This window comes from uncultured Desulfovibrio sp., from assembly GCF_944324935.1.
GTDB lineage: Bacteria > Desulfobacterota > Desulfovibrionia > Desulfovibrionales > Desulfovibrionaceae > Desulfovibrio.
In genome coordinates this window covers 20790-28903 of sequence record NZ_CALUYG010000034.1, presented here as the reverse complement: position 1 = coordinate 28903, position 8114 = coordinate 20790, and the positions used below count along the sequence as shown (strand labels likewise).

General features: G+C 65.3%; 5 protein-coding genes. All 5 read right to left on the bottom strand.

Annotation, left to right across the window (positions count from 1 at the left end; translation table 11 throughout):
• Positions 1–91: 91 nt before the first annotated feature.
• The 5 genes from prmC to leuS all read right to left on the bottom strand — a co-directional run bounded on the left by prmC (position 92) and on the right by leuS (position 7995).
• A complete protein-coding gene (prmC, locus tag Q0J54_RS08830; RefSeq protein WP_296305105.1) occupies positions 92–982 on the bottom strand; it encodes a peptide chain release factor N(5)-glutamine methyltransferase in 891 nt (296 codons plus the stop codon).
• Positions 983–1029: 47 nt separating this feature from the next.
• On the bottom strand, positions 1030–3528 hold the full coding sequence (gene lon / locus Q0J54_RS08825; RefSeq protein ID WP_296305106.1) for an endopeptidase La: 2499 nt from the start codon (positions 3526–3528) through the stop codon (positions 1030–1032).
• Between the two features lie 62 nt (positions 3529–3590).
• The gene (locus tag Q0J54_RS08820; protein WP_296305104.1) at positions 3591–4280 is read right to left on the bottom strand and encodes a RadC family protein; all 690 of its coding nucleotides are present in this window, start codon (positions 4278–4280) and stop codon (positions 3591–3593) included.
• A gap of 148 nt (positions 4281–4428) precedes the next feature.
• Positions 4429–5421 carry a DNA polymerase III subunit delta gene (gene holA / locus Q0J54_RS08815; protein ID WP_296305103.1) on the bottom strand — a complete coding sequence of 331 codons (993 nt, stop codon included), beginning with the start codon at positions 5419–5421 and terminating at the stop codon, positions 4429–4431.
• A 60-nt stretch (positions 5422–5481) separates the two neighbouring features.
• Positions 5482–7995 carry a leucine--tRNA ligase gene (gene leuS, locus Q0J54_RS08810; protein ID WP_296305102.1) on the bottom strand — a complete coding sequence of 838 codons (2514 nt, stop codon included), beginning with the start codon at positions 7993–7995 and terminating at the stop codon, positions 5482–5484.
• Positions 7996–8114 lie beyond the last annotated feature (119 nt).

The window sequence follows — 8114 nt, the reverse complement described above, 5'->3', positions numbered from 1 at the left end:
CTTTAGATATCTTGTTGACAACTGCATAAAATTCAATCAGAAATAAAAAAAAAAAAAAAAAAAATAAAAAACCCACCAATAAAACGAAAGATCAGCGCAATAAGCGCCCTTGCGTGCAGCGTTCGTGCCCGGCAAGGTCGGTGTGGGTGGTCACGTCGTCGAAGCCGGAGCTGGTCAGGATGTCGCGGACGGCGGGGCCTTGCCGCCAGCCGTGCTCCAGCAGCAGATGGCCGCCGGGCACGAGCGCTTCGGCTGCCGCACGGCAGGCGGCGCGCAGATGGGCCAGACCGTCATCGGGGGAAAAGAGCGCGGCGTGCGGCTCGTGGCGCAGGACGTCTTCCATGACCTCGGGGCGTTCGGCATGGGCGATATAGGGTGGATTGCTGACCAGCAGATGCAGGCTGCGGGGGGCGAGCGGGGCGTGGGCCATATCGGCGACCAGGCAGCGGAGGCGGCGCGCTACGCCATGTGTACCGCCATTGCGCCGGGCGACGGCAAGCGCCGCGGGGCTGATGTCCAGCAGCAGTCCCAGCCAGCGGGGGCGCTCCGCGAGGAGGGTGATGCCGATGCAGCCTGAGCCGGCGCCAAGATCCGCAAGGCGGAGGGGGGCGCTGGCGGGATGGCGTGTTTCCGTCTCCCGCATATGCTGGAGCGCCAGCTCCACGAGCAGCTCCGTTTCCGGGCGGGGGATGAGCGTGTCCGGCGTGACGGCAAAGTCCCGTCCGAAAAATTCCCGTTGCCCAAGGATATGGGCCAGCGGTTCCCCGGCGCAGCGGCGGGCAACGGCATCGTCCAGTCGGGCGGCCAGTTCCGGGGCAAGGGGACGGGGCCCGGCCAGGATGAGCCCTGTGCGCTCAAGGCCGGTAACTGCCTGCGCCAGTGCGCGGGCGCAGATATGCGGACTGTCGTCGCCAGCGGCGCGCAGCCGGGCGGCGGCCTGCTGTATGAGCGTATCCAGTGAGGGGAGAGGCGGCGGGAGCATGGGAGGAAGAAGAGCGGGGGAGGAGTTCCTCCCCCGCGGGGATGCCGTTATGCCGTTTCAGGGGCCTTGCGGCGGGACGTTTTTTTCGTCTTCGGCTCGGCCTTGTCCTTTTTCTTCCCGCTGTCAGCGCGGGAGGCCTTGCTTGCGGCGGCATGGCCGCCCTTCAGAGAACCTTCGGCAAAGGCAAGCTGCAACACCTCGTCATAATGCCGGACCGGGTGCACGGCGATACGCTTGAGCAGGTCTTTGGGCACTTCCTCAAGGTCCTTGACGTTCTGATGGGGGATGATGACGTGTTTGAGGCCGCGCGCCACCCCGGCGAGGATCTTTTCCTTGATGCCGCCCACAGGCAGGACGCGGCCCTGGAGGGTGATCTCGCCGGTCATGCAGAGGTCGGCCCGTACGGGCTTGCCGGTGAAGGCGGAGATCAGCGCCGTGGTCAGGGTCACGCCGGCCGAGGGGCCGTCCTTGGGGGTCGCGCCGGCGGGCACATGCACATGGATGTCGTGTTCGGTGGTGAAGCCGGCGGGCACGCCCAGCGTTTCCGCCCGGCTGCGGATGTAGCTCATGGCGGCCTGGGCGCTTTCCTTCATAACGTCGCCAAGCTGCCCGGTGAGCAGCAGTGCGCCCTTGCCGGAGACGGCGGAGGCTTCCACCGTGAGCACTTCGCCGCCCGCGGGCGTCCAGGCAAGGCCGAGGGCCATGCCGGGCAGGAGCTCCTTGTCCTTTTCATCCTCGATGAAGCGGGGCACGCCGAGCAGTTTTTCCACATCCCGCGCCGTGAGGCTGAAAGCTCCCTGTTCGCCTTCGGCCCGGCGGCGGGCCAGCTTGCGGCAGACGGAGCCGAGTTCGCGTTCCAGATTGCGCAGGCCCGCTTCGCGGGTGTATTCCTTGATGACGGCTTCCAGCGCGGCGTCATCCAGCGACACGTCACCCGCCTTGAGGCCGTTTTCCTCGATCTTTTTGGGCAGCAGGTGACGGCGGGCGATGATTATCTTTTCCTGCAGGGTGTAGCCGGGCAGGGAGATGACCTCCATACGGTCGCGCAGGGCGGCCGGGATGGTGTCCAGATGGTTGGCCGTGCAGAGGAACATGACCCGGGAAAGGTCGAAGGGCACGTTCAGGTAATGATCGCTGAAGCTGTTGTTCTGTTCCGGGTCGAGCACTTCCAGCAGGGCGGAGGAGGGGTCGCCGCGAAAATCCGAGCCCAGCTTGTCCACTTCATCAAGGACGATGACGGGATTATTGGTTCCGGCCTGCTTGATGGCCTGGATGATGCGGCCGGGCATGGAGCCGATGTAGGTGCGGCGGTGGCCGCGGATCTCCGCCTCATCCCGCATGCCGCCCAGGGAGATACGCTGGAACTTGCGGCCCAGGGCCCGGGCGATGGAGCGCCCCAGCGAGGTCTTGCCCACGCCGGGAGGGCCGGCAAAGCAGAGGATGGGCCCCTTGGATTGCGGATTGAGCTTGCGTACGCTCAAAAATTCCAGGATGCGGTCCTTGACCTTGTCCAGACCGTAATGATCCTCGTTGAGGATGGCCTCGGCATTGGCAATGTCCAGATTGTCGCGGCTGGACTTTTTCCAGGGCAGTTCGGCGAGCCAGTCCAGATAGGTCCGCACCACATTGGCTTCGGAGGCGTCCGAGTGCATGGCGGAGAGGCGGCGCAGCTGTTTGTCCGCTTCCTTGCGCACGGCCGGGGGCAGCTTGGCCTTGTCCAGCGCCTTGCGCAGTTCGTCCACATCGTCTTCCGTCTCGCCTTCGCCGGTATCGCCCAGCTCATGCCGGATGGCCTTGAGCTGTTCGCGCAGGAAATATTCCTTCTGGGCCTTGTCCATGCCCTCCCGGGCGGAGCTCTGTATCCTGGCCTGCACGGTGGCCACTTCCACCTCGCGGTGCAGCTGGGCATTGACGAGCGTCAGGCGCTCCACGGGGTCCACCGCTTCGAGGATGCGCTGGGCATCGTGCGTCTTCATGCGGATATTGGCGGCAATGAGGTCGGCCAGACGGCCCGGCTCGGTCACCCCCTGCAGGACGCTCATAACGTCGGGCGAGGCGACGCCGCGCAGATGCAGCACCTTTTCGCTCTCTTCCCGGGCGGTGCGCAACAGCGCCTCCACCGTGGCGTCCTGAGGGACTGCCGGGTCGGCAACGGGCTCAAGATGGGCAAAGAGATAGGGCTCCTGCCGGGGATAGGCCGTGATGCGCGCCCGGCTGATGCCCTGCACCAGTATCTTGATGCGGCCGTCGGGCATCTTGAGCATGCGCATGACCTGCACCACCGTGCCGACATCGTAAAGATCGGCGGGGGAGGGGTCTTCGGTGGCTTCGTCGCGCTGGGCGCAGACCAGCAGGTGGCGTCCCTCCTTGAGAGCGGCTTCCACCGCGGCCACGGACTTGTCGCGGCCGATGAAGAGCGGCAGGATCATGTGGCTGAAAATGACCACATCGCGCAGGGGCAGCACGGGGAGCTGATCAGGGATCTGCTGCGATTCGGCGTCGTCCTCCTTTTCTTCGGAGCCCGGCAGACCCGATGCGCGCAGCATGTCGCCGAGCGCCTTTTCCAGATCGAATTTGCTGTCAGACATAGGTATATCTCCTCGACTGCCTAGAGATACCTGCCCTGCAGGATGCTGTAGCAGTCGTTTTCGGTAACGATGACATGATCCACCATGCGTAGTCCCATTTGCGGCGCCAGGTGATCCAGTCCCTGTGTCAGGCTCAGATCCGGCTGGGACGGCCGGGCCTGTCCGCCGGGGTGATTGTGCACCACGATGATACCGCGGGCCTTGCGCAGCAAAGCCAGTTCCAGCACATCGCGCGGCATGATCGGGACCATGCTGACGTTGCCCTGCCGCAGACGCTCCCAGCCAATAAGGAAGTTGCCGCCGTTGAGCAGGGCCAGCCAGCATTCCTCATGCGGGCAGGCGGCCAGCTGGGTACGCGCCAGCCGGGCAACGGCCTCAGGGGTGGCGATCTCTTCCCGGCGGCGCAGGGAGGAACTCTGGTAGCGCGCCAGCAGTTCGCGCAACAACTGCCAGAGGGACAGCAGTCCCGGGCCGAAGCCGCTCACCGCCAGCAGTTCATCGGGCCGGGCATCCAGCACGCCGCGGATGCTCCCGAAGCGGCGGAGCAGCTCCTTGGCCAGCGGTTTGGTGTCCTTGCGGGTCAGCGCAAAGCCCAGCACCAGTTCCAGAATCTCATAATCTTCCACGCTCTGGGCGTCACGGGCCAGCCGCTGACGCAGGCGGGCGCGATGGCCGGCGGTCCCGGCGGGGAGGGGCGTCCTTTCAGTCATGGGGCGTACGTTCTCTGCCGCGGCCGTTCCGGTAGGGGAAAACGGCTTTCGGGGCAGTCATAGGGTAAGGCGTTTTTGACGCAAGGCAAGGGGAGAGAAAGGAAAAAGGCGGAATGAGAATCATGGCACGAGCGAGGGGCGCCACGGGTCAGCTCCGGCCCCGGGCAAACAGGCGGCACAGCTCGGCGGCCAGGAAGTCCAGACATTGTTCCGGGCTGCGGCGGCCGCTCTTGATCTGCCATTCCGTATCCATGATCAGGGCAAGCCCCTGGCTCAGGCCGTCAAAGCCCAGCCGCCGGGCAAGCTGCTGTTTGGCGCCCGCATCCGTCGGCGACAGGCGCACCTTCTCACCGGCAAGGAGTTGCCAGAGCTGACGAAATTCGCGGGCCAGCAGGGCCAGCAGGGAGAAAATGAGGCTGTCGCCGTCGCGGCGGCCCCGTTCGAGCTCCTTCCAGACGGCGGGCAGATTGGCGGCCTCGAGATGACGGATGAGGGCAAAGACGTTGCAATCCGGGCTCCAGGAGGCGGTGGCCAGCATGGCGACATCCACCCGCAGCGGGGAGGCGGCCGAGGGGGGCGTATCGGCGGGGGCCAGCAGGAGCAGCTTTTGCAGTTCGTTTTCCACGGCCTGCGCCGCGACCGGCACGGAGGCGCAGAACTGCTCCAGCGCATCAGGCGCGAAACGCAGTCCCAGCGCCGTGGCCCGCTCCTGCACATGGCGTCTCAGGCCGCGTTCCGTCAGGCCTTCGTTGCGCCATACCCAGCCCTGCTGTTCGGCATAGGCGAAGCAGCGCAATTTGGCCAGATGCGCGGGGATCTTGGGCTGGCCCCGTTCCCAGGCCACCTCAAGGCAGAAGAAGGGCCAGCATTGGTCCGAGGGATGTCCCAGGGCGGCGGAGATCTTTTTCCAGACGGCGGCCGGCCAGAGATGCGCTTGCCGGGCCACCAGCACGCGCGGCGTGCCGAACAGTCCCTGCAGGGTGAGCTGTTCCCAGAAGCGCGGGGGCGGGTCCTCGTCCCCCCAGTAGACATGGCGCTCCCAGCGGCTGTCCGCCTTGGCGGAGGAGAGCAGGCCCTCCATGTGCGCCTGCAGCAGGCGGCTGTCCGGGCAGATGAGGAAGGTGAATCCGGGATGCGACATTGTCGGCCTTCGCGCGCCGTCCGGGCCATGTTCCCGGACGACGGCGCGGGCGTTTGTTCGTTAATTGGCGACGATGTTGACCAGCTTGCCGGGTACGACGATGACCTTGCGGATGGTCAGGCCGGCGGTATGCCGCTGGACGGCGGCGTCATCTCGGGCCGCGGCTTCCAGGGCGGCCTTGTCGGCCTGCGCGGGCACGTCGATGGTGCCGCGCAGCTTGCCGTTGACTTGCAGGGCGATGGTGACGCTGTCCTGCTGCAGGGCGGCTTCATCCCAGACGGGCCAGGGTTCGTCCTGCAGGGAGCTCGTGTGGCCGAGCCGTTCCCACAGTTCTTCGCAGACATGCGGCGTGATGGGCGAGAGCAGGGTCAGCACCGAGGCCATAGCCGAGGAAAAGACACGGCGGTCGCCTTCTTCCTGTCCCATTTTCTCGCGCGCAAGGTACATGGCGTTGACCAGCTCCATAACGGCGGCGATGGCCGTATTGAACTGGAAGCGGCGCGACATGTCCTCACCGGCTTTCTTGACGGTGAGGTGCTCGCGGCGGCGCAGATCGCGGGCGGTGTCGTTCAGCATGTCCGCCGCCGTGGCGGAGCAGCCGCGTACCGGCAGGAAGCGGCCCTCTTCTTCCACGAAGAGCCGCCAGACGCGCTGCAGGAAGCGGGAAGCGCCTTCGATGCCGCTGTCGGACCAGTCGAAATCGCGTTCCGGCGGCGCGGCGAACAGGCAGAACAGACGCACGGTATCCGCGCCGTATTTGTCGATCATTTCCGAGGGCGCGACGATGTTGCCCTTGGACTTGGACATCTTGCTGCCGTTCTTGAGCACCATGCCCTGGGTGAGCAGACGGCTGAAGGGCTCCTCGAGTTCCGGCGGGAAATAGCCCAGATCGCGCAGGGCCTTGGTGAAGAAGCGGGCATAGAGCAGATGCAGGATGGCGTGTTCCACGCCGCCGATGTACTGATCGACCGGCATCCAGTAGCGCAGGGCCTCCATGTCGAAGGGGCCGTCTTCCTTGCGGGCCGAGGTGTAGCGGGCAAAATACCAGGAGGACTCCACGAAGGTGTCCATGGTATCGGTCTCCCGCCGGGCCGGACCGCCGCATTGCGGGCAGGTGCAGCGGGTAAAGCTGTCCATCTGCGGCAGGGGGGAGCGCCCGTCTTCATTGATCTGGGCGTCCAGCGGCAGAGTGATGGGCAGGTTCTCCCGTTTTTCCGGGACGACGCCGCAGGTCTCGCAGTAGACGACCGGGATGGGCGCGCCCCAGAAGCGCTGGCGGGAGATGTTCCAGTCCCGCAGGCGGAACTGGGTGGTGGCGCGGCCGTTGCCGTCCGCCTCCAGCTTGCGGGCCACGGCCTGCTTGCCGTCGGTGTTGGGCATGCCGTCGAAGTCCCCGGAATGGATCATCACGCCTTCGCCGGTGTAGGCCTCAGGCATGGTCGCGGGGTCAAGGGAGGCGTCCTTCGGAGAGATGACGACCTTGATGGGCAGACCATACTTGCGGGCGAATTCAAAGTCGCGCTGGTCATGCGCGGGCACACCCATGACCGCCCCGGTGCCGTAGTCCGCCAGCACGAAATTGCCCAGCCAGAGGGGCACGCGCTCGCCGGTGAAGGGATGGCGCACATAAGCGCCGGTGAAGATGCCTTCCTTTTCCAGTACGTCGGACTGCCGCTCCAGACGATCCATGTTGCGGATGCGGGTCACGAAGGCGCGCACATCATCGGCCTTTTCGCAGCCTTCGATCAGATGTTCCACCAGCTCGTGCTCCGGGGCGAGGGTGAGGAAGCTCACGCCGAAGACCGTGTCCGGGCGGGTGGTGAACACTTCGATGCGCTCCTTGCCGGGCAGCGGCTTTTCCAGCGCAAAGGCGATGGCCGCCCCGTGGGACTTGCCGATCCAGTTGCGCTGCATGGCCAGCACGCGTTCCGGCCAGCCGCCCTCCAGTTTGACAAGGTCGTCCAGGAGCTCGTCGCCGTAGGCGGTGATGCGCAGGAACCACTGGGTCAGATCCTTCTGCTCCACCCGGCTGTCGCAGCGCCAGCACAGCCCGTCGATGACCTGTTCATTGGCCAGCACGGTATGGCAGGACGGACACCAGTTCTGCGGGGCCTTCTTGCGGTAGACGAGGCCCTTTTCCAGAAAGCGCAGGAAGAATTCCTGCTCCCAGCGATAGTATTCCGGGCGGCAGGTCGCCGTTTCGCGGGACCAGTCATAGGAATAGCCAAGGCGCTGAAGCTGGGCGCGCATATTGTCGATATTGGCGTACGTCCACTTGGCCGGGTGGGTCTTGTGCTTGATGGCCGCGTTTTCGGCCGGCAGGCCGAAGGCGTCCCAGCCCATGGGATGCAGGACGTTATAGCCATGCATGCGCTTGACGCGGGCCACCACGTCGCCGATGGAGTAGTTGCGCACATGCCCCATATGGATGTTGCCAGACGGATAGGGGAACATCTCCAGGCAGTAGTACTTGGGCTTGTCGCTGTGGTGGGAGCAGGCAAAGGCATTGTCCGCCTGCCAGCGGGCCTGCCATTTCAGTTCGATCTCATTGGGGGTGTAGCGGTCTTGGCTCATGGCAATACAACGTGGGACGGAATGTTGGTGTCGTTGCTGAGATGCCGGTGCGTGCGTCCCTCGGGGCGACCGGCCGGGGATCCTTTGCCGAACCCGGAAAGCGGCAGGGCCGCCGCAGG

Coding starts and splice junctions, on each gene's coding strand:
- prmC (WP_296305105.1), bottom strand. CDS start 982: ATGCTCCCGCCGCCTCTCCCCTCACTGGATACGCTCATACAGCAGGCC.
- leuS (WP_296305102.1), bottom strand. CDS start 7,995: ATGAGCCAAGACCGCTACACCCCCAATGAGATCGAACTGAAATGGCAG.
- Q0J54_RS08820 (WP_296305104.1), bottom strand. CDS start 4,280: ATGACTGAAAGGACGCCCCTCCCCGCCGGGACCGCCGGCCATCGCGCC.
- lon (WP_296305106.1), bottom strand. CDS start 3,528: ATGCTGCGCGCATCGGGTCTGCCGGGCTCCGAAGAAAAGGAGGACGAC.
- holA (WP_296305103.1), bottom strand. CDS start 5,421: ATGTCGCATCCCGGATTCACCTTCCTCATCTGCCCGGACAGCCGCCTG.